The 18,822-nt window shown below is 57.6% G+C and carries 15 protein-coding genes and 2 pseudogenes; 5 read left to right on the forward strand and 12 right to left on the reverse strand.

Annotated features, from left to right (window positions below):
* Positions 1 to 23: 23 nt before the first annotated feature.
* Together K5I40_RS04005 and K5I40_RS04010 are read left to right on the forward strand one after the other, a co-directional pair.
* On the forward strand, positions 24 to 278 hold the full coding sequence (locus tag K5I40_RS04005) for a DUF1471 domain-containing protein (protein ID WP_039029703.1): 255 nt from the start codon (positions 24 to 26) through the stop codon (positions 276 to 278).
* Positions 279 to 287: 9 nt separating this feature from the next.
* Positions 288 to 1,037, forward strand: coding sequence for an alpha/beta hydrolase (locus K5I40_RS04010; protein WP_223073661.1), 750 nt, complete (start codon positions 288 to 290; stop codon positions 1,035 to 1,037).
* Positions 1,038 to 1,097: 60 nt separating this feature from the next.
* Here K5I40_RS04010 and guaA read toward each other — a convergent pair whose 3' ends face one another.
* Both guaA and guaB read right to left on the reverse strand, forming a co-directional pair.
* On the reverse strand, positions 1,098 to 2,675 hold the full coding sequence (gene guaA, locus K5I40_RS04015; RefSeq protein ID WP_138369767.1) for a glutamine-hydrolyzing GMP synthase: 1,578 nt from the start codon (positions 2,673 to 2,675) through the stop codon (positions 1,098 to 1,100).
* A gap of 68 nt (positions 2,676 to 2,743) precedes the next feature.
* A complete protein-coding gene (gene guaB, locus K5I40_RS04020) occupies positions 2,744 to 4,210 on the reverse strand; it encodes an IMP dehydrogenase (RefSeq protein WP_039029706.1) in 1,467 nt (488 codons plus the stop codon).
* Positions 4,211 to 4,369: 159 nt separating this feature from the next.
* On the opposite strand from guaB, the gene xseA reads away from it, so the two are divergent.
* Entirely contained in the window at positions 4,370 to 5,743 is a 1,374-nt protein-coding gene (xseA, locus tag K5I40_RS04025) for an exodeoxyribonuclease VII large subunit (protein WP_223073660.1), read from the forward strand.
* Here xseA and K5I40_RS04030 read toward each other — a convergent pair whose 3' ends face one another.
* Positions 5,744 to 6,877 carry an MFS transporter gene (locus K5I40_RS04030; protein WP_039029708.1) on the reverse strand — a complete coding sequence of 378 codons (1,134 nt, stop codon included), beginning with the start codon at positions 6,875 to 6,877 and terminating at the stop codon, positions 5,744 to 5,746.
* 158 nt (positions 6,878 to 7,035) lie between these two features.
* Between K5I40_RS04030 and K5I40_RS04035 the strand changes: the two are divergent.
* Together K5I40_RS04035 and K5I40_RS04040 are read left to right on the forward strand one after the other, a co-directional pair.
* A pseudogene (locus tag K5I40_RS04035) lies at positions 7,036 to 8,054 on the forward strand (M4 family metallopeptidase).
* On the forward strand, positions 8,055 to 8,405 hold the full coding sequence (locus tag K5I40_RS04040; RefSeq protein ID WP_039029710.1) for a protealysin inhibitor emfourin: 351 nt from the start codon (positions 8,055 to 8,057) through the stop codon (positions 8,403 to 8,405).
* On the opposite strand, the gene K5I40_RS04045 is transcribed toward K5I40_RS04040, so the two are convergent.
* The 9 genes and pseudogenes from K5I40_RS04045 to rodZ form a co-directional block, all read right to left on the reverse strand.
* Positions 8,402 to 8,620, reverse strand: a complete 219-nt coding sequence (locus K5I40_RS04045; RefSeq protein ID WP_223073659.1) for a zinc ribbon domain-containing protein — start codon at positions 8,618 to 8,620, stop codon at positions 8,402 to 8,404. The two genes, K5I40_RS04040 and K5I40_RS04045, sit on opposite strands and share 4 nt — an antisense overlap.
* A 52-nt stretch (positions 8,621 to 8,672) precedes the next feature.
* Entirely contained in the window at positions 8,673 to 9,707 is a 1,035-nt protein-coding gene (locus K5I40_RS04050) for a Gfo/Idh/MocA family oxidoreductase (RefSeq protein WP_223073658.1), read from the reverse strand.
* 59 nt (positions 9,708 to 9,766) lie between these two features.
* A complete protein-coding gene (locus K5I40_RS04055; RefSeq protein ID WP_138369762.1) occupies positions 9,767 to 11,320 on the reverse strand; it encodes a peptide MFS transporter in 1,554 nt (517 codons plus the stop codon).
* Positions 11,321 to 11,628: 308 nt separating this feature from the next.
* Positions 11,629 to 13,100 (reverse strand): annotated as a pseudogene (gene der, locus K5I40_RS04060) (ribosome biogenesis GTPase Der).
* Between the two features lie 110 nt (positions 13,101 to 13,210).
* On the reverse strand, positions 13,211 to 14,389 hold the full coding sequence (gene bamB, locus K5I40_RS04065; RefSeq protein ID WP_039029715.1) for an outer membrane protein assembly factor BamB: 1,179 nt from the start codon (positions 14,387 to 14,389) through the stop codon (positions 13,211 to 13,213).
* 10 nt (positions 14,390 to 14,399) lie between these two features.
* A complete protein-coding gene (locus K5I40_RS04070) occupies positions 14,400 to 15,020 on the reverse strand; it encodes a YfgM family protein (RefSeq protein ID WP_039029716.1) in 621 nt (206 codons plus the stop codon).
* A 13-nt stretch (positions 15,021 to 15,033) separates the two neighbouring features.
* On the reverse strand, positions 15,034 to 16,308 hold the full coding sequence (gene hisS, locus K5I40_RS04075) for a histidine--tRNA ligase (RefSeq protein ID WP_223073657.1): 1,275 nt from the start codon (positions 16,306 to 16,308) through the stop codon (positions 15,034 to 15,036).
* A gap of 91 nt (positions 16,309 to 16,399) precedes the next feature.
* Positions 16,400 to 17,518 carry a flavodoxin-dependent (E)-4-hydroxy-3-methylbut-2-enyl-diphosphate synthase gene (gene ispG / locus K5I40_RS04080; RefSeq protein ID WP_039029718.1) on the reverse strand — a complete coding sequence of 373 codons (1,119 nt, stop codon included), beginning with the start codon at positions 17,516 to 17,518 and terminating at the stop codon, positions 16,400 to 16,402.
* 30 nt (positions 17,519 to 17,548) lie between these two features.
* Positions 17,549 to 18,556, reverse strand: a complete 1,008-nt coding sequence (gene rodZ, locus K5I40_RS04085; RefSeq protein ID WP_223073656.1) for a cytoskeleton protein RodZ — start codon at positions 18,554 to 18,556, stop codon at positions 17,549 to 17,551.
* Between the last annotated feature and the right edge of the window lie 266 nt (positions 18,557 to 18,822).

The raw sequence follows: 18,822 nt of genomic DNA on the forward strand, positions 1-18,822 counted from the left end.
ACTTATTTTTAAGGGTTTTAACCATGAAAACATTACTGATTGCTGTCCTGACCTTCACTGCTGCCATGACGTCATCCGCGTTCGCGGCCCAGGAAATTAACCAGGCCCAGGGGCAACAAAAGATCGGCACTGTTTCCGACAGTAGCGGCGCATCGTCGCTCGCGGATCTGGAGGCAAAACTGCAGGCCAAAGCAGACAAAGCGGGCGCCAGCGCGTTTCGCATTACCTCCGCCGGGGGAAATAACACCCTGTCAGGCACCGCCGACATTTATCGTTAAGGCTAAATCATGAAAAAACGGTTTACACACACCCTGATGGCCAGCCTGCTGCTGGCCTCTGCCAGCGGCGCTGCGCTGGCGAATAACGATAAAACCGTGGTGCTGGTGCACGGGGCTTTTGCCGACGGCAGCAGCTGGAACCGCGTGATCAGCGACCTGCAACGCCAGCATATCGACGTCATTGCCGTTCAACTGCCGCTCACCTCGCTGCAGGACGATGTGGCCGCCACCCGGCGCGCCATCGCCCGGGCTCAGGGGGATGTAGTGCTGGTGGGGCACTCCTGGGGCGGCACGGTCATCAGCGAGGCGGGTAACGATGCGCGGGTTAAATCGCTGGTGTATGTGGCGGCGTTTGCCCCGGACTCGGGCCAGTCGACGGCGGACCTGGCAAACAGCTTCCCCGCCCCGCCGGGCAGCGCAGGCATCGCCAAAACCGCAGACGGTTTCCTCTATCTGCCTGGCAAATCGGTACGCCAGGATTTTGCCCCGGACATTCAGGCCGCAGAGCAAAACACGCTGGTGGCAACCCAGGGCCCGATCCGCGCGGAGGCTTTTGCAGAAAAGGTGACCCACGCGGCCTGGCACGATAAGCCGAGCTGGTATGTGGTGAGCAAAAATGACCGGATGATCAACCCGGATCTGGAACGCGCGATGGCGAAGGCGATCGATGCGAAAACCAGTGAGGTGGCGGCAAGCCATGTTTCAATGGTGAGCCATCCCGAGGAGATTGCCCGGGTGATTGAGCAAGCGGTGAAATGAGACCGGCGAAAAAAAGCCCGCGAGAGGCGGGCTTGATTTTTAACGCTTAACGGGCGGGAATTATTCCCACTCGATCGTTGCTGGCGGCTTACCGCTGATGTCATACACCACGCGGGAGATACCGTTCACTTCGTTGATGATGCGGTTAGACACACGGCCCAGGAAGTCATACGGCAGATGCGCCCAATGCGCGGTCATAAAGTCGATGGTCTCTACCGCACGCAGGGAGACAACCCAGTCGTACTTGCGGCCATCGCCCATTACGCCAACGGAACGAACCGGCAGGAACACGGTGAACGCCTGGCTCACTTTGTTGTACAGGTCGGCTTTGTGCAGCTCTTCGATGAAGATCGCGTCGGCGCGACGCAGCAGGTCGCAGTACTCTTTCTTCACTTCGCCCAGCACGCGCACGCCCAGACCCGGACCCGGGAACGGGTGACGGTAAAGCATGTCGTACGGCAGACCCAGCTCCAGACCGATCTTACGCACTTCGTCTTTGAACAGCTCACGCAGCGGCTCAACCAGACCCATCTTCATCTCTTTCGGCAGGCCGCCCACGTTGTGGTGAGATTTGATGACGTGTGCTTTACCGGTGGCAGACGCCGCGGACTCGATCACGTCAGGGTAGATGGTGCCCTGCGCCAGCCACTTCACGTCTTCCAGCTTCAACGCTTCTTCGTCGAACACTTCAACGAACACGCGGCCGATGATTTTACGTTTGGCTTCTGGATCGTTTTCGCCTTCCAGCGCGTCGAGGAAGCGCTTCTCGCCTTCAACGTGAACGATATTCAGGCCGAAGTGGTCGCCAAACATGTCCATTACCTGCTGGGCTTCGTTCAGACGCAGCAGGCCGTTGTCCACGAAGACGCAGGTCAGGTTTTTACCGATGGCGCGGTGCAGCAGCATCGCGGTTACGGAGGAGTCAACGCCGCCGGACAGGCCGAGGATCACCTTGTCGTCACCCACCTGCTGGCGGATACGCTCAACGGCGTCGTCGATAATTTTTGCTGGTGTCCACAGGGCTTCACACTGGCAGATATCGCGAACAAAGCGCTCCAGCATGCGCATACCCTGACGGGTGTGGGTCACTTCCGGGTGGAACTGCACGCCGTAGAAGCGTTTTTCTTCGTTCGCCATGATCGCGAACGGACAGGTTTCGGTGCTGGCAACGGTCACAAAGTCGGACGGGATCGCGGTGACTTTGTCGCCGTGGCTCATCCAGACGTCGAGCAGCGGTTTGCCGTCGGCGGTCAGGGAGTCTTCGATACCGCGGATCAGGGCGCTGTCGGTCTGTACTTCAACCTGCGCGTAGCCGAATTCACGCTCGTTTGAACCTTCGACGTGACCACCCAGCTGCATCGCCATGGTCTGCATGCCGTAGCAGACGCCGAACACCGGCACACCGGCTTCGAATACGTACTGCGGCGCGCGCGGGCTGTTGTCTTCGGTGGTGCTTTCCGGGCCGCCGGAGAGGATGATGCCGCTTGGATTGAACTCGCGAATCTGAGCTTCCGTAACATCCCACGCCCACAGTTCGCAGTAAACGCCCAGCTCACGCACGCGACGTGCCACCAGCTGAGTATATTGAGAACCGAAATCGAGGATGAGAATGCGATGTTTATGAATGTTTTCCGTCATTGACGCTAATTCCGAGGCAAGTGAAACAAAAACAGAGCGCCCGGCTTAGAGCCGGGCGCGGAAATTAATCAGGAGCCCATACGGTAGTTCGGAGACTCTTTGGTGATCGTCACGTCGTGAACGTGGCTTTCCTGGATACCCGCACCGCTGATACGCACGAATTCCGCTTTAGTACGCAGCAGGTCAATGGTACCACAGCCGGTCAGGCCCATACAGGAGCGCAGGCCGCCCATCTGCTGGTGGATGATCTCTTTCAGGTAGCCTTTATAGGCCACGCGACCTTCGATACCTTCCGGCACCAGTTTGTCAGCGGCGTTGTCGGTCTGGAAGTAACGGTCGGAGGAGCCTTTGGACATCGCGCCCAGGGAACCCATACCGCGGTAGGATTTATAAGAACGCCCCTGGAACAGTTCGATTTCGCCCGGAGACTCTTCGGTACCCGCCAGCATGGAACCGACCATGACCGCTGCCGCACCGGCCGCGATGGCTTTGGCGATGTCGCCAGAGAAGCGGATGCCGCCGTCAGCGATAACCGGAATGCCGGTCCCTTCCAGCGCTTCGACCGCGTCGGATACGGCGGTGATCTGCGGAACGCCTACGCCGGTCACGATACGGGTAGTACAGATGGAGCCTGGGCCAATACCTACTTTCACCGCGCTGCAACCCGCGTCGGCCAGGGCACGCGCGCCCGCGCCGGTCGCTACGTTACCGCCGATGATCTGCAGGTCCGGATATTTTGCACGGGTTTCACGAATACGTTGCAGCACGCCTTCGGAGTGGCCGTGGGAGGAGTCGATCAGCAGGACGTCAACGCCCGCAGCAACCAGCGCGTCAACGCGCTCTTCGTTGCCGGCGCCCGCGCCAACTGCCGCGCCGACGCGCAGACGGCCATGCTCGTCTTTACAGGCGTTGGGTTTACGTTCTGCTTTCTGGAAGTCTTTAACGGTGATCATGCCGCGCAGGTGGAAGCCATCGTCCACAACCAGCGCTTTTTCAACGCGTTTTTCGTGCATTTTGGCGAAGACCACGTCGCGGGATTCACCTTCACGTACGGTGACCAGACGCTCTTTCGGAGTCATGTAGACGCTGACCGGCTGGTTCAGGTCGGTGACGAAACGCACGTCACGACCGGTGATGATGCCCACCAGTTCGTTATCGGAGGTCACAACCGGGTAGCCTGCGAAGCCGTTACGCTCGGTCAGCGCTTTCACTTCGTGCAGGGTGGTGGTTGGCAGGACGGTTTGTGGGTCGGTAACGATGCCAGATTCATGCTTCTTCACGCGGCGAACTTCTTCCGCCTGGCGCTCGATAGACATGTTTTTATGAATAAAGCCAATGCCGCCTTCCTGAGCCAGGGCGATAGCCAGGCGCGCTTCAGTCACGGTGTCCATTGCCGCGGAGAGCATAGGAATGTTCAGGCGAATGGTTTTGGTCAACTGCGTGCTGAGGTCGGCAGTATTCGGCAGAACGGTGGAATGAGCGGGAACGAGGAGGACGTCGTCAAACGTCAGTGCTTCTTTAGCAATACGTAGCATGGGCAATATCTCTGACCTGGGTGGTTAAATATTGCCGTGGCATTATACAGAGCGTAACCGATTGCATCTACACTTTTTTATAAAAAATGCTTGCGATTGCCTCTTATCGGGTTACTATCGACTGAATAACCTGCTGATTTAGAATTTGATCCCGCTCACATGTTATCCTCCCAGTCCCCCTCAATTTTTACCGTCAGCCGCCTTAATCAGACGGTCCGTTTGCTGCTTGAGCAGGAAATTGGCCAGGTGTGGATTAGCGGAGAGATCTCCAATTTCACACAGCCAGCTTCCGGTCACTGGTACTTCACCCTGAAAGACAACACCGCTCAGGTGCGCTGCGCGATGTTCCGCAACAGCAACCGGCGGGTGACGTTCCGGCCGCAGCACGGGCAGCAGGTGCTGGTTCGCGCCAGTATCACTCTGTACGAGCCGCGCGGTGATTACCAGATTATCGTCGAAAGCATGCAGCCTGCGGGTGAAGGACTTCTACAGCAGAAATATGAGCAGCTGAAAGCCGCGCTTTCAGCAGAAGGGCTGTTCGATCAGCAATATAAGCAGCCGCTCCCCTCCCCTGCCCACTGCGTGGGGGTGATCACCTCGAAAACCGGCGCCGCGCTGCATGACATTCTGCACGTGCTGAAACGCCGCGACCCTTCCCTGCCGGTCGTGATCTACCCAACCGCCGTTCAGGGCGAGGATGCACCGGGGCAGATTGTTCGCGCCATACAGCTCGCTAACGCCCGTCAGGAGTGTGACGTGCTGATCGTCGGGCGCGGCGGCGGCTCGCTGGAAGATCTCTGGAGCTTTAACGACGAGCGGGTCGCGCGGGCGATTTTTGCCAGCCGGATCCCGGTGGTGAGCGCCGTCGGCCATGAAACCGACGTCACCATCGCCGATTTTGTCGCCGACCTGCGGGCACCAACGCCGTCCGCGGCAGCAGAAATGGTGAGCCGGAACCAGCTGGAACTGCTGCGCCAGATCCAGAACGGCCAGCAGCGCCTCGAGATGGCGATGGACTATTTCCTTGCCAACCGCACCCGTCGCTTTACCCAGCTTCATCATCGCCTGCAGCAGCAGCACCCGCAGCTGCGTCTGGCGCGCCAGCAGACCGTGCTGGAACGCCTGCGCCAGCGAATGAACCTCGCGGTGGACAACCAGCTTAAACGCGCGGTGCAGCGCCAGCAGCGCACCGCTCAGCGTCTGAATCAGCAGAACCCGCAGCCGCGCATCTGGCGCGCGCAGACGCGTATCCAGCAGCTGGAATACCGGCTGGCTGAGAACGTGCGCGCCCGCCTCGGCAGCACCCGCGAGCGCTTTGGTAATGCGGTCACCCATCTTGAAGCCGTCAGCCCGCTTTCAACGCTGGCGCGCGGTTACAGCGTGACCACCGCCACCGACGGCAAAGTGCTGAAGCAGACGAAACAGGTCAAAGCCGGGGATGTGCTCACCACCCGGCTGTCAGACGGCTGGGTAGAGAGCGAAGTGAAAGGCGTAACGCCGGTGAAGAAAACGCGCGCGCGCAAAAAAGCGTAATTATTGTTGGCCGTCCGGCGTGACGGCAAGCATCACCCAGGACAGCCCGGAAAAAATGACCAGCGCGACCGCTGCGCCCGCCATTCCCAGCAACAGGCCAAACACCACGGAGCCGACAATTTGCCCGGCTGCCAGCATCAGAAAAGCCATACTGACCCCCACAGCCGGTGACGGATGAGCGATAACCGCCCCCTGCACCAGCAGTACGCCGGATAAAATAACGTATCCCGCCCCGCTCATCGCCACCACCGGGACGAGCCACCAGGCAAACCCTTCACTTAACGCCAGAGCCAACAGCGAAGCGGCCATGAAAATCTGCGATCCCCGGTAAACGCCCCGCATCCCGATACGTTTTTCCGCACTACCGGTAAACACGGCCAGGATCCCTGCCCCGCCGCTCACCAGCCACAGAACCCGCGTGACGGCGCTATCAAGCCCGCTATGATTCCTGAGCAGCTCCGGGCCAAAACTCCACCAGGCGGCGCTGGCAACGCCGCTCACAAAAGCAATACTTAACAGGCGGAACATTCCCGGCTTGCGAAGCGACTCGCGCCAGGATGGCGTTTGTTCACGCTTGCGCGAAGCCAGACCCGGCAGATAACGCCAGGCTGCCAGCAGGCAGAGCAGTGCCAGCAGGGCAAAGACGATACAGGCCGCCCGCCAGCCGCCGGGCATAAAAAGCAGAACCGGCACCGAGAGGATGATCCCGGCGCTTGTTCCGGCATTAATGACGGTATTCACCAGGGTCTGGCGATCCGGGGCAATGGTGTCATTTACGGCCCCGGCAAGCGCGGGTGAGGCCAGGCCAGAACTCAATCCGGCAATAAATAATCCTGTCGCCAGGGTAAGCGGCAGCGCCGAGAAAGCCAGAATAATCAGCCCGCCTGCGGCCGTGGCGGCGGCCAGCAAAGCCGGTACGCGAGGGCCATAGCGACTGGTGAGAAAAGAGGCAAAAAATACTGACAGGCAATAAGCCGCATAGCTGCAGGCTGCAATCAACCCGGCAACCTGGGGTGAGAAAGGAATGTCCTGACGGATATCGGGCAGCATCAACCCCCAGGAAAATCTCGCCATGCCGTATGTCACCGCGATTAATGAGAACCCGGTTATACCCAGTGCGATCGGTCTGTTCATTACGCTCCTCTTATTGCCGCTGTAAAAAACCTAAACGCTGAGAAGGCGTTGTGCCAGTTTTTACCGGTACGAATACTCCGACTTCTCCCCGCCCCCGGCTTCATCATTTACACTGAAAGTGTTTCTTTTTTCGGCATTGCCAGAAACAGGAGAGAAGCATGACCCGAATTCACAGCGTGATCCCGCCCTATATTCTTCGTCGTATTATTGAGAGTGGCTCTGAGCCTCAACAGCGTTGCGCCCGCCAGACGCTGACGCATGTACAAACGCTGATGGCCCATATGCCAGGTAAACCCGCCGCGCCGCACGTGAATAAAACCGGGCAGCTGGAGCGTGATATTTATGATGCAAAACAGGCCCAGGAACTGCCTGGCATTCAGGTGCGTTATGAGGGGCAGCCGTCAAACGGGGATATTACTGTCGATGAAGCCTATGATTATTTAGGTATCACCCATGAATTTTTCTGGAAAATTATCACCGCGACTCGCTGGATAATAAAGGGCTGATGCTGACGGGCACCGTTCATTATGGGCGGGAATATCAGAACGCTTTCTGGAATGGTCAGCAGATGGTGTTTGGCGATGGCGACGGCGAGATATTTAACCGCTTCACCATTGCCATTGACATAGTGGCGCATGAACTTAGCCATGGGGTGACCGAAACCGAAGCCGGGCTAATCTACTTTGAACAATCGGGCGCGCTGAATGAGTCTTTATCGGACGTTTTCGGCTCGCTGGTGAAACAGTATCACCTGAAGCAAACGGCTGATGAAGCCGACTGGCTGATTGGTGGAGGACTGCTGGCTGAAGGGATCAACGGCAAGGGGCTACGATCGATGTCAGAGCCCGGCACCGCCTATAACGATCCGCTGCTCGGAAAAGATCCGCAGCCCGCGCACATGAAAGACTTTATCAAAACGCGCGAAGATAACGGCGGCGTGCATCTTAATTCAGGCATTCCCAATCGCGCGTTTTATCTTGCTGCAACGGCCATTGGCGGCAACGCCTGGGAGAAAGCCGGTTATGCATGGTATGACACGGTTTGCGATCGACAGCTGGCGCAAGATGCAGATTTTGACGCCTTTGCGAAACTGACGGTTGCCCACGGTGAAAAGCGATCGGGTGGTGACGTCGCAGCTGCCATTGAGCAAGCCTGGAAACAGGTGGGAGTGTTGTAAATGCAGGTTCCGGAACTGACCGATGACGCGGTCGTCGAGCTGGCGCGTGAAGGCGGCGTGGCCTATATCCCCCATCTCAGCGGGTTGCGGCGAATCGCTCTCTCGACGCTTAACAGTGCACAGCGCCAGCGCGTGGTGAACATACTTCAGCAGGCGATTCCTCGTGGAGAGCCGCCCGGCCAGCCGTCGTCACCCGGCGGCGGCGACCAGCGCTATTTTCGCATTCAGATAATCTGGACCCGGCACAATCAGGCGCAATACACCGACATCATCGTGCTGGTTCCCGAACAGGAAGCGCCAGAGTCGCTGGTCGAACTCTGGCAAAAAGGCGAAGGCTGCGTATGCGATTAGTCAGCCGTGACGAACTCCACGCGCTTTTTCGAGATCAGTCCGTGGCCGTTCTGGCAGAAATAATCCACCGCACCGCAGGCTTTTAACACCTGGAGTGGCTGATGGCACTCCGGGCAGCGGGCTTCCAGGGCAATATCTTTATTGCAGCTCTCGCAGTGCGCCACACCGTTTTGCGGCTCCAGCTCTGCGTGACATTCCGGGCAGGTAATCGACATGATGACTCCTTTGAAGGATATTCAGTACTCAATCGATTTTACCACGATGCGCTCAGTGAGGGCCACGCAGCTGCTGCTGTAATCTCAGCAGGAGCTCAACCTCTTCCAGCCGCCGCTGCGTTGTGCGGCTCACCTCCTGCGGGTCGCGTTCAAACAGGCTCTGCTCCCCCAGAATGTGTTCCGCCAGGCAGTTGGCGTAAATCGTGCCGCCAAAGCGCCAGCACTGAACCTGCTCGCCGTCGGTCAGCGTCAGCACATCCTCCGCCCCACGCCGGTCGTGATTGATGATGCGGCCGTCCCGCAGGTGCAGGCGCAGACCTTTTTGCCCGCCAGTCGGTCCGGCATATTTGTTCAGCCAGATATCCACCGGCACGCCGCCCATCGTCCCCTGAAGATGCGCCTCGCCTTCCGCGGTGGTCATATCGCCTCTGGCGATATCGCGCCCCAGCCGATCTCTGGCCGTCACGACCTGTAAAGCAAGCTCGCCGCTGCCGCCCAGATACCGCACCGTCTCGCGCATCATCGCCAGCACGTGGGTGCCGATATCCAGGATCACCCCATCCGGATGGCGAAGCGTCCGGGTATCCGGCTCGCCGGTGGCGAAGTTAAGCGCAATGGGCTCCCCCGCCGCGTTAAACCCGCTTGGCTCCTGCAAAAAACCCTCGATGCTGACGATATCAGAAAGGTGTCTGACCAGCCCCAGGCGCACCAGGTTTATGCGCGCCATCCAGTGATCGAGCGCCAGCACCCGGGCGGCCGCCTCCGGGTTCGCCAGCAGCGATCTCAGCTTTTCGGTCTGGCCCAGGGTGGCGACGATCGGTTTTTCGACCACGATGCGTGGGATGGAAGACGCCAGCGCCTGCTCAAGCACGTCAAAGTGTTGTAGCGATGCGGTGGTGATAAAAAGCGTATTGAGGGGTCGGGCAAGAAGGTCGGCAAGGGTTGGAACTCGCGTAACGCCATCCAGGGTTTTCGCGGGCTGGATATCAAATCCCGGACAGGGAAGTGATTCAGCAAAGGTACGTTGTAATGCGGGCAAATAGGCGGTTTCGACTACCGCGCCAAGTCCAACAAACCCAATCTGCATCTGAACCTCTTTCGTTGCATTGCCGGCGCGTAACCACGCCCCGGCAATGTCGGTCAGATTCAGGCGTTAGTTACGGGTTTCGGCTCACTTTTCGTTTGCGCATTTTCCAGCATACGACGCACCGGAACAATGAGCACCGTCAGAACGGCGGCACAAATCAGCAGAGCAACGGAGCAGCGCGCGAAGAGATCCGGCAGCATATCCAGCTGGTCGGCCTTCACGTGGCCGCCAATCAGGCCCGCCGCCAGGTTGCCCAGGGCGCTCGCGCAGAACCACAGCCCCATCATCTGGCCGCGCATTCTTTCCGGAGCCAGCAGGGTCATGGTCGCCAGACCAATCGGGCTCAGGCACAGTTCACCGAGGGTCAGCATCAGGATACTGCCCACCAGCCAGAACGGAGAAACGCCTGCCCCACCGTTACTGAGGACGTTCTGCGCCGCCAGCATCATCAGGCCAAAGCCGCCTGCCGCGCACAGAATACCGATCACGAACTTGGTGATGCTGCTCGGGCGAATGTTGTTGCTCGCCAGCTTCGGCCACGCCCAGCTAAAGACCGGCGCCAGCAGAATAATAAACAGGGCGTTAATCGACTGGAACCACACGGCCGGGATTTCGAAATCACCGATCATGCGATTAGTGTAGTCGTTGGCAAACAGGTTAAACGACGTCGGTTTTTGCTCGAACGCAGACCAGAAGAACGCCGCAGACACCAACAGGATGAAGCAGACCAGCAGTCTGGCGCGCTCTTTACGGTTCAGGCCGGCAAAGACAAACAGCCAGATGAAGTAGAGGGCCACCGAGGCGGCAATGAAGTAAACCAGCACGCTGGCCACGGCAACCGGGTTAATTACAATCACGCCCTGGGCGATCAGAGTGACGATAATCGCGACACCCGCTGCCAGCGCCAGCAGCCAGCCGCCAACACCGTTTTTCTTCACCACCGGGCTGTTCCAGGTGGAGTCCAGCCCCACTTCGCTGTCGTAGCGTTTCATCGCCGGAACGGCAAACAGGCGGAAGATAACCAGCGCGACCAGCATCCCGATGCCGCCGATGCCAAAGCCCCAGTGCCAGCCGTGAGATTTAATCAGCCAGCCGGAGATCAGCGGCGCGATAAATGAGCCCATGTTGATGCCCATATAGAACAGCGAGAAGCCGCCGTCACGACGCGCATCGCCTTTCTTATACAGGGTGCCGACCATTACCGAGATACAGGTTTTGAACAGGCCCGAACCAAGGACAATAAACATCAGGCCGATAAAGAACAGGTTGTTGCCCATCACCGCAGACAGCGCAATCGACAGGTGGCCGAGCGCGATCAGAATCGAACCGTACCAGACCGCTCTCTGCTGTCCGAGCCAGTTATCCGCCAGCCAGCCGCCCGGCAGCGCGGCCAGGTACATGGTGCCGGCAAAGATACCGACGATGGCGGAGGCGTTTTCACGCGCCAGCCCCATCCCGCCGTCATAGACGGTGGCGGCCATAAACAGGATCAGTAGTGGACGAATGCCATAAAACGAGAAGCGCTCCCACATCTCGGTGAAGAACAGCGAGCCAAGTGGATAAGGATGGCCGAAGAAAGTTCGGCTTTCGTTTTTATTAACAGAGGATTGCATAATTCTCCCGAGATGATGTGTCGTCGTGCTTGTAAACACCGGAGGTCAGCCACGCAGAGAGTGTTCTGGCGGCTTTTTTACATCCGGCGAAATGTTATTTAACCATTTGATAACCTGAGGCTACTTTTGTCCAGCCCCCACCCCACCACCAAAAGATGAAAATTCGACAATCGTCTTATTTCTTAGATTTTATGTTGGATAAACATGAATAGTGATTGACATCACATCAATAATTATTCGTTGCTTTCAGAGGAGTTGAGGCATAAAAAAACCCGCGACAGGCGCGGGTTTTTCAGCAGATCGGCTAATTATTTGCTTTTCTTGATGTGTTTAATCAAACGCTTACGCTTACGCATCTGGTTCGGGGTCAGGGTGTTGCGTTTGTTGGCAAACGGGTTGTCCCCTTCCTTGAACTGAATGCGGATCGGCGTACCCATCACGTCCAGCGATTTGCGGAAGTAGTTCATCAGGTAGCGTTTGTAAGAATCGGGCAGATCCTTCACCTGGTTACCGTGGATAACCACGATAGGCGGGTTATAACCCCCCGCGTGGGCATACTTCAGCTTCACGCGACGACCGCGCACCAGCGGTGGCTGATGGTCTTCTGCCGCCATGGTCATGATGCGGGTCAGCATCGCGGTACCCACACGACGGGTGGAGCTGTCGTAGGCTTCGCGAACGGATTCGAACAGGTTGCCGACGCCGCTGCCGTGCAGGGCAGAGATAAAGTGCACGCGGGCAAAGTCGATAAAGCCGAGACGGAAGTCCAGCGTCTCTTTCACCTGCTCACGTACTTCATTGCTCAGGCCATCCCACTTGTTGACGACGATAACCAGTGAGCGCCCACTATTGAGGATAAAGCCGAGCAGGGAGAGATCCTGATCGGAGATGCCTTCACGGGCATCGATAACCAGCATCACCACGTTGGCGTCTTCAATCGCCTGCAGGGTTTTGATTACCGAGAATTTTTCCACCACGTCGGTGATTTTGCCGCGCTTACGCACGCCCGCGGTGTCGATCAGCACGTATTCACGCTCGTCGCGCTGCATGGGGATATAGATGCTGTCGCGGGTCGTGCCCGGCATGTCGTACACCACCACGCGGTCTTCACCGAGGATGCGGTTAGTAAGTGTGGACTTACCTACGTTCGGACGACCAACAATCGCCAGCTTGATCGGCAGATCCTGCGGGTTGAAGTCGTCTTCAGGCTCTTCTTCGCCCTCTTCACCTTCTTCGAACTGCGCCCAGTATTCTGCATCTTCATCGACCTCTTCCGGCGGGCTGATCTCGTCAACGTACGGCAGGAGTGCGGTTTCCAGCAGGCTGGTCACGCCACGGCCGTGAGAGGCGGCTATCGGATAGATGTCGCCCAGGCCCAATGACCAGAAATCCGCCATCGCCTGATCGGGATCGATGCCGTCAGTTTTGTTTGCCACCAGGAAAGTGGCTTTTTCACGCGAGCGCAGGTGCTTGGCGATAGCCGAGTCAGCAGGCATCAGGCCCGCACGCGCGTCGACCATAAACAGCACGATGTCGGCTTCTTCAATCGCCAGCAGGGATTGTTCCGCCATGCGGGTTTCAACGCCGTCCTCTGTACCGTCGATACCACCGGTATCGATACAGATAAACTCACGACCTTCCACTTCGGCACGACCGTACTTACGGTCACGCGTGAGCCCCGGGAAATCCGCAACCAGCGCATCACGGGTGCGTGTTAAACGGTTAAAAAGAGTGGATTTTCCAACGTTCGGCGCCCGACAAGCGCGACCACAGGTACCATGTTTAAAGCCTCATAAAATTCGATATCACGTCGCGTTTGCGGCGTTTTTTAAAAAATCAAAACGGCCCCTGAAGCAACAGGAGCCGTTGAGTATACTACAACCGCGGTGATTAACGCGTGATCGCGTACAGCGTACCGTCTTTTGCCTGGATCAGCAGTTTGCCGTCAACCGATACCGGCTCGGTCAGGAAACCGGAACTGTCGACTTTCTCCTGGGCAACAAAACGACCGTTGCTCGGGTCAATCCAGTGCATGTAACCTTCGCTATCACCCACCACCAGGCTGCCGTTATAGAGCGCCGGTGCGGTCAGCAGACGGTGCAGCAGATCGCTTTGCGTCCACAGCGTCACGCCGCCTTCAGTGCTCAGGGCCAGCAGGCGGTCGTTCTGATCGACCAGATAGATGCGGTTGCCGTCGACGATGAAATCATTCACCGAGCCCAGCTCACGTTTCCACATGATCTGGCCGCTACGCAGATCCATCGCGGTCAGGTTGCCGTTATAGGCCAGGGCATACACCACGCCGTTGACGATAACCGGGGTGGTATCCACGTCGCTCAGACGGTCGATTTCGGTCGGACCGGTAGCCTGAGAGATACGCTGCTGCCAGATCAACTGGCCCTGCTGCATCAGCACGGCGCTGACGCGACCGTTATCACCGCCCACGATGGCAGCACCAAACGCGGTGGCCGGAGCAGATTCACCGCGCAGGGAGAGCGCAGGCATATCCAGGTTTACGGTCCACTTCACCGCGCCGTCAGTTTCGTTCAGCGCCTGAAGCTGGCCGTTTGCGGTATGTACCAGCACCATGCCATCGCTGACGACCGGACGAGAGAGTGCTTCGCCAGCCACGCGGGTCTGCCAGGCAATGGAACCATCGCTGGCGTTAAGGGCATAGACCTGGGCCTTCTCGCTACCGATATAGACATGGCCACCGGCAACCGTTACGCCACCTGACAGCAGCGCTGGCGTGCGTGACAGCCAGCCGCTTTTCTCGGCGAGGTTAACCGACCAGACTTCTTTGCCGTCATCGGCGTTCAGGGCTTTCACCGTGCCTTTGCGGTCAGCCGCATAGACAACGCCGTCCGCTGATGCCGGGTGCAGGTTAGAGTAGAAATCACCAATACCGCCGCCCACGGAGGTGCTCCAGGCGGTGGATGGCTCAAACTGGTTTTCAACCGTCGGCAGTGGCGACATGGTGACAACATCTTCTTCGCCGCTGAACAGTGAACAGCCGCTCAATAACGTAACGGAAAGCAGTCCTGGCAGAAGTAATTTACGCAATTGCATCGGGTCCCTCTCAGACGGACAAATTATTTATTTTCATCTGCAGCATTTCGCTCAGCGCTGGGGAGGCGTTACTTTTCACGCCCGCTTCCCACGCGCTGCGCGCGCCCTGTTTGTCACCTTTGCTCAGCAGTGCTTCACCACGCAGGTCGGCGACAATAGCGGCAAAACCTTCACCTTTAACGCTATCCAGCGTCTTCAGCGCTTCGTCAGCTTTCTTCTGCTGAACCTGAATACGGGCAAGGCGCAGATTGATAACCGCTTTCAGGTTATCGTCTTTAGCTGCTGCCAGACCCTGCTGCAGCTGTGCTGCCGCTTTATCCAGTTCATTTTTATCAACCAGCTGCTGCGCCACTTCCAGCGACGCCAGCGCGCCGTAGGTGTTTTTATTGTCAGCGGCAAATTTCTCTGCCGCCGTCAGCGTTTGCGGCTGATCGGCGCGGATTGCGCTCACGGTATTTTCATACTGTAAGGAAGAACCGCGCGCCGAATCGACCTGATGACTGTTCCAGTAACGCCAGCCCACCAGCGCGCCAATACCTAAAATTACCCCAACAGCCAGGGCTTTGCCGTTTTCGGCAAAGAAGCGTTTGATCGCATCAACCTGGTCGTTTTCGTTCTCGTAAATTTCCACGCAGTCCTTCTCCTTAGCCCAGTAGAGTGCGCAAGTGCGCCGCAACGCCGTCCTGCGTTACCGTTGTTTGCTCACCAGAGCGCAGATCTTTCACTACGACTTCGCCGTTAGCCACTTCTGACTCGCCGAGTACCAGTGCGATACGCGCGCCCCACTTATCGGCACGGGCGAACTGTTTCTTAAAGTTGCCGCCGCCGTGGTTGGTCATCAGCTTAGCGTCCGGCAGCGCATCGCGCACGCGTTCAGCAAGCTGCATTGCCGCAGACTGCGTTTCCGCACCTGAGGCTACCAGGTATATATCGACAACAGGATCGGCTTTAAATTCCGGATTAACTGCCTGAACTAACAAAACAAGTCGCTCCAGGCCCATGGCAAAGCCAACTGCAGGTGCAGGACGACCGCCTAACTGCTCCACCAGGCCGTCATAACGACCGCCGGCACAGACAGTACCCTGTGATCCGAGGCTAGTGGTGACCCACTCAAATACGGTGCGGTTATAGTAGTCGAGACCACGTACCAGACGCTGGTTAACCGTATAGGTGATTCCGGCGCCTTCCAGCAGTTTGCACAGACCGGCAAAGTGTTCGCGGGAGTCGTCATCCAGGTAATCGCCCAGCGCAGGCGCATCGTTCAGCAGTGCCTGTACGTCCGGGTTCTTGGAGTCCAGCACGCGCAGCGGGTTGCTGTACATACGGCGTTTGCAGTCTTCGTCCAGCTTCTCTTTGTGCTGTTCCAGGAAGGCCACCAGCGCATCGCGGTAGTTAGCGCGCGCTTCAAGAGAACCGATAGAGTTCAGCTCCAGCGTAACGTGCTCGGCGATGCCCAGCGCACGCCACCAGCGCGCGGTCAGCATGATCAGCTCAGCGTCGATGTCCGGACCCTGCAGGCCAAAGGCTTCGACACCCAGCTGGTTAAACTGACGGTAGCGGCCTTTCTGCGGACGTTCGTGGCGGAACATCGGGCCGATATACCACAGGCGTTGCTCCTGATTGTACAGGAGACCATGCTCGATGCCGGCGCGTACACATCCCGCCGTACCTTCCGGACGTAAGGTCAGGCTGTCGCCGTTACGATCCTCAAAGGTGTACATCTCTTTTTCAACCACGTCGGTGACTTCGCCGATAGCGCGTTTGAATAACGGGGTCTGCTCTACAATCGGCAAACGGATTTCGCTGTAACCGTAGCTGCCGAGCACCTGTTTCAGGGTGCCTTCAATGCGCTGCCAGATGGCGGTCTCGCCAGGCAGATAATCGTTCATGCCGCGAATGGCTTGAATATTCTTTGCCACGTTTGTTCTCTTTCTATAGACAAAAATGAACCCTGGGGTTCGTAACCGAAGGGTTCAATCATACACAGGAAGCAGACCGCTTCCCATCACGTTATTTTTCGACCTGGAGCACGCTGATGCGCTGCGCTTCATCCAGCATGGCCGCTTTGGCGCGGATACGGGCTTCAAGCTGATCAATCATGTCGCCATTATCCAGACGATCTTTGCGAACGCCATCTTCATAGAGACCACTTTTCTTGTTGCCGCCCGTAACGCCAAGTGTTGACACCAGCGCTTCACCCGGACCGTTCACCACACAGCCGATGATCGAGACGTCCATTGGGGTGATAATATCTTCCAGACGCTGCTCAAGCGCATTCACGGTACCAATGACATCGAACTCCTGGCGCGAACAGGTCGGGCAGGCGATAAAGTTGATGCCGCGGGCACGAATACGCAGGGATTTCAGAATGTCGAAACCGACCTTAATCTCTTCCACCGGATCGGCGGCCAGCGAGACGCGCAGGGTATCGCCGATGCCTTCGTTCAGCAGCAGACCGAGGCCAATGGCTGATTTCACTGCCCCACTGCGTGCGCCACCGGCTTCGGTGATCCCGAGGTGCAGCGGCTGGTCGATCTGCTTCGCCAGCAGGCGATAGGATTCGACGGCAAGGAAAACATCGGAGGCTTTCACGCTGACTTTGAACTGGTCGAAGTTCAGACGATCGAGATGATCCACATGACGCATAGCGGATTCGAGCAGCGCCTGCGGCGTCGGCTCGCCATATTTTTCCTGCAGATCTTTTTCCAGAGAACCGGCGTTTACGCCGATGCGGATGGGGATGTTCTTGTCGCGGGCGCAATCAACTACCGCGCGGATACGCTCTTCGCTACCAATGTTGCCGGGGTTGATACGCAGGCAATCGACGCCGTACTCCGCCACTTTCAGCGCGATACGGTAATCGAAGTGAATATCGGCAACCAGCGGAACAGAGACCTGCTGCTTGATAAGCCTGAACGCTTCTGCCGCATCCATCGTTGGCACGGAAACGCGGACAATGTCTGCGCCTACACGTTCTAATGCTTTGATCTGATTGACCGTCGCTTCCACATCCGTGGTGCGGGTGTTGGTCATCGACTGAACGGCGATGGGGGCACCATCGCCAATTGGCACATTCCCGACGTAAATACGTTTCGATTTTCTACGTGGAATAGGAGCCTGGTTATGCATGGAAAATCTCCCGCGTTGCCTGTCTGTTACTTACTGTGCTGCTGATTGTTCGGCATTTACGGTCAGACGCGCAACCTGGTTAGTTCTGATAAAACGGCTCAGATCGACAGGTTTACCCTGGAACTGGATCTGCACCGCAGCCGGAGCACCAATCTTGAGCTTGTACGGCGCCTGGCCTGTCAGATTTAAATTCCCGTCTTTACGCTGCAGGCCGCTGAACAGCTTTTTGCCCGTTGCATCGGTCACTTCCAGCCAGCAATCGGCGGTGAAGTTCATCACCAGCGCGTTCGGGTCGGCAGTTGCCGCCGCCACGCCTGCCGGATCGGAAGGCAACGTCTGAGTGGCATCCGCCGTTGCCGCAGGCGCGGTTGCAGGTGCCGCGTCAACGTTAGCCTGAGATGGCGAAACTACCGCGTTGTCTGCGGGTGCCTGCGCCGTCTGTTCGGCGGTTGGCGCAGCACTCTGCGCCGTTGCCGTATCCTGAGTGCCGGTTGCTGGTGCTTGCGTTTCGCTGGCGGTCGCAGAAGCATCGGTATTCAGCGGGATGCTCTGGGCACCATCGCCCGCTGAGTTGTTCAGCTCGGCTGAAGTCTGATCGGCCATGGTGGTGATCTCTTCCTGCTGCGCCTTGTGGTTCTGCCACCACCATGCGCCCGTCAGGCCGATCACCACAAACAGCACCAGCCAGGTAAAGCTCATCAGCCAGCCATCACGTTTTTTACGACGCTTGCCCAGGGAAAAACTCTGCATCGGCGCGACTTTCGCCGCTCTGACCGGTGCCTGTTTTTCCATCATTGGCAGCAGTTCCTCTTCAGGGATATGCACCAGTTTCGCATATGAGCGGATATAACCACGCAGAAACGTTGAAGCAAGATCGGCAGGAGCCTTATCTTCTTCAATATCGCGGACCGTGGAAACCTTCAGACATAAGCGCTCCGCAACGACTTGCTGGCTTAGTCCGAGTTGTTCACGGGCGTTGCGAAGACGAACGCCAGTGGAAAGTGCTGCATTTTGGTCGTGAGTGGCTTCAGTATTCATTCGCTACAACTAATGGTACGTGAAAATTGAGGATCCTGGCGCCGGTGAGTCACAATGCCACCCGCACCGCGAAACTTCTGGTCAGTTAACCTTAGTAAGACCGCATAACCCTGTCAGGTTTACATTGGCAGAGGCGGCTTGTCAGTGAGGCTAAACTGTTGTTGCGTCGTTACATACTGCCTTAAAGTCATATAAAACGCACCGTAATTATTACCCATAAACCGGCGCAATGACTGTTTATTCGCATCCGCAGCCGCCACGGCGCA

The sequence above is a fragment of the Leclercia sp. LTM14 genome (assembly GCF_023736175.1).
GTDB classification, from domain to species: domain Bacteria; phylum Pseudomonadota; class Gammaproteobacteria; order Enterobacterales; family Enterobacteriaceae; genus Enterobacter; species Enterobacter barmai.

Coding starts and splice junctions, on each gene's coding strand:
- K5I40_RS04005 (WP_039029703.1), top strand. CDS start 24: ATGAAAACATTACTGATTGCTGTCCTGACCTTCACTGCTGCCATGACG.
- K5I40_RS04010 (WP_223073661.1), top strand. CDS start 288: ATGAAAAAACGGTTTACACACACCCTGATGGCCAGCCTGCTGCTGGCC.
- guaA (WP_138369767.1), bottom strand. CDS start 2,675: ATGACGGAAAACATTCATAAACATCGCATTCTCATCCTCGATTTCGGT.
- guaB (WP_039029706.1), bottom strand. CDS start 4,210: ATGCTACGTATTGCTAAAGAAGCACTGACGTTTGACGACGTCCTCCTC.
- xseA (WP_223073660.1), top strand. CDS start 4,370: ATGTTATCCTCCCAGTCCCCCTCAATTTTTACCGTCAGCCGCCTTAAT.
- K5I40_RS04030 (WP_039029708.1), bottom strand. CDS start 6,877: ATGAACAGACCGATCGCACTGGGTATAACCGGGTTCTCATTAATCGCG.
- K5I40_RS04040 (WP_039029710.1), top strand. CDS start 8,055: ATGCAGGTTCCGGAACTGACCGATGACGCGGTCGTCGAGCTGGCGCGT.
- K5I40_RS04045 (WP_223073659.1), bottom strand. CDS start 8,620: ATGTCGATTACCTGCCCGGAATGTCACGCAGAGCTGGAGCCGCAAAAC.
- K5I40_RS04050 (WP_223073658.1), bottom strand. CDS start 9,707: ATGCAGATTGGGTTTGTTGGACTTGGCGCGGTAGTCGAAACCGCCTAT.
- K5I40_RS04055 (WP_138369762.1), bottom strand. CDS start 11,320: ATGCAATCCTCTGTTAATAAAAACGAAAGCCGAACTTTCTTCGGCCAT.
- bamB (WP_039029715.1), bottom strand. CDS start 14,389: ATGCAATTGCGTAAATTACTTCTGCCAGGACTGCTTTCCGTTACGTTA.
- ispG (WP_039029718.1), bottom strand. CDS start 17,518: ATGCATAACCAGGCTCCTATTCCACGTAGAAAATCGAAACGTATTTAC.
- rodZ (WP_223073656.1), bottom strand. CDS start 18,556: ATGAATACTGAAGCCACTCACGACCAAAATGCAGCACTTTCCACTGGC.